This is a genomic window from Alcanivorax sp. HI0083 (assembly GCF_001635175.1).
This window is the reverse complement of sequence record NZ_LWFX01000947.1, coordinates 1-2,196: the sequence shown is the minus strand read 5'-3', so window position 1 is coordinate 2,196 and position 2,196 is coordinate 1. Positions and strand designations below refer to the sequence as shown.

General features: G+C 61.3%; 1 protein-coding gene and 2 pseudogenes. 2 read left to right on the top strand and 1 reads right to left on the bottom strand.

Annotated elements, in window-relative coordinates:
* Positions 1-294, top strand: a pseudogene (locus A3754_RS10595) (oxidoreductase); the annotation flags it as partial.
* A 19-nt stretch (positions 295-313) separates the two neighbouring features.
* On the opposite strand, the gene A3754_RS10590 reads toward A3754_RS10595, so the two are convergent.
* On the bottom strand, positions 314-1,288 hold the full coding sequence (locus A3754_RS10590) for a methyltransferase (protein WP_063519647.1): 975 nt from the start codon (positions 1,286-1,288) through the stop codon (positions 314-316).
* A gap of 194 nt (positions 1,289-1,482) precedes the next feature.
* Here A3754_RS10590 and A3754_RS10585 point away from each other — a divergent pair.
* A pseudogene (locus tag A3754_RS10585) lies at positions 1,483-2,196 on the top strand (lytic transglycosylase); the annotation flags it as partial.

Here is a 2,196-nt window from a genome sequence, read left to right as displayed (position 1 = left end):
GAAGCCAGTTTCCTGACCCTGGTCCAGACCATTGCCGACCGGCTGGGGCGCAAGGCGCCGCAGCGTACCGTACCCCCGGCCCTGCTGAAACTGGCCGGCCAGCTCTACCCCATCGGCAGCCTGTTCACCGGCGAAGAACCCCGCCTGACCCCGGAAAAAGTGGCCCTGATCACCAGCCGCGTGCATGCCGACGGCAGCAAGGCCGTGGAACAGCTGGGCTTTAATGATCAGGTGCCGCTGGCCACCATGCTGGAAAACTGCATTGCCTGGATGGCCCGGGAACGGATGTTGTAACAGCCTGCGGACGGCTTAATTACAGCACCGCCCGGTAGACCCGGAAGCGGGTGGTTTCGCTGGCCACCTGCACATGACTGAAAGCATCATCCAGCCACTGCACATAGGGCAATTCGCGGTTAGCCACCAGCCACAGCACGCCACCTGACTTGAGGTGTGAAGGTGCTTCCGCAATCAGCCGGCGGGTGATGTCCGTGGTACGCTGGCGGCGGTCATGGAACGGCGGATTGGTCACCACCATATCCACGCGCCCCTGAATCGGGGAGAACAAATCACCGCCCATGACCCTGCCTTGCAGGCCGTTGCGGGCCAGGCTATCGGTGCTGGCCGCCACGGCGCTGGCACTGACATCCACGCCCTGCACCTGCCAGCCCTGGCGAGCCAGCCAAACGCTGATCACACCCGCGCCGCAGCCCACATCTATCACCTTCCCCGGCTTACCCAGCGTGTGCGCCTCCATGGCCGCCAGCAGGAGAGCACTGCCCTCGTCCAGACGGCCATGGCTGAACACCCCCGGGTAACTGATGGCTTCCTGATCCGCCACCTCCAGCACGGTGCCCCAGGCTTTCAGGGACTGCTTCTCCCCCGGCTGCAATAAACCGCTATAGAGCTTGCAGTGGCGGGCGCTATCTTCCAGCACCGATTCATCCACATGGGCATCCAGGTATTTCAGGGCACCGCGAATGCCACCCTTGGCCGGGCCAATCAGCCACAGCTCGGTGGGTTCAGTAATTTCACCGGCCAGCCAGTTGAGCAGAAATCGTAACCGGTCGGTGGACTTGGGCAACGGCAGCACCAGCAAATCGGTCCCTTCCGGCACCGTGGGCGCGGGCGACCACTGCTGCGCACCAATGCTGTAATCATCCGCATGCAGATGCACCGTGGCATCCACTGCCAGGGTTTTCAGTGCAGGGTCGTTGGCATCCACCACCAGTACATTTCGCCCGGCAAGGGCATCGGACTGGCGCAGCAATAATTGGGTGGTATTTTCCATGGTCTCCGGCTCAGGTAATCAGCGGCGGCAGTATAGTGCAAATCACACAGGTCCGGACACGGATACGGCGAACGCCACACACCTCACGCTGACCCATAAGTATGATCTTCCCCAAGTTTTACATAATCACCACGCCAAGCGCCTGGCGAGGCCGGTAGAATTGTCGCATTCATTCCGACGATGTGGAGGCACAAATGGTTCGCACTGCGCCAACTCGCGCTTTAGCACTGTTTGCCTGCTGTCTGTTTTCTTCGTTGGTCGTTGCCGCTACGGATAGCGACAACTTCCACCAGGCACTGGACGCAGCACGCAACAATGATTGGGAAACCCTTTCCCGACAACAACAGGCTCTGGGAGACCAGCACCCCCTGCAGGCTTATCTCGACTTCCACCGGCTGCGCGCCGCCCTGCCTCAACTCAGCCCTGACAAAGTCACGCAGTACGCTGAAAAGTACCCGGATTCGCCGCTCCCCCAGGATATTCGTCAGCTCGCCACGGTCGCCTACGGCAAAGCGGAAAAATGGCAGGCACTACTCACCATTACCGACAGCGCCCCCAGCGGGGTTGCACTGCGCTGCTACTACCACCAGGCGCAATGGGAAACCGGCGACCAGGCCGTTAAAAAAGCCGCCCTGCAGGCGGGCAAAGAACTCTGGGCCACCGGCCAGTCTCGCCCCAACAACTGCGACCCGCTGTTTAACGCCGCCCGTGACGCCGGTGTCATCGGCGATGCGCAAATCTGGGAACGCCAGCAACTGGCCTTTGATGCCAACAGCGCCGGCCTCATGCGCTATCTGGACGACATGTTGGCAAAAAGCGACTACGCCACCGCCAGCGAATGGCTGCAAACGCTGTACAGTACCCCTGACAAAGTCGCTGACCTGCCCCGCAATCTGCCGGCAGCACAA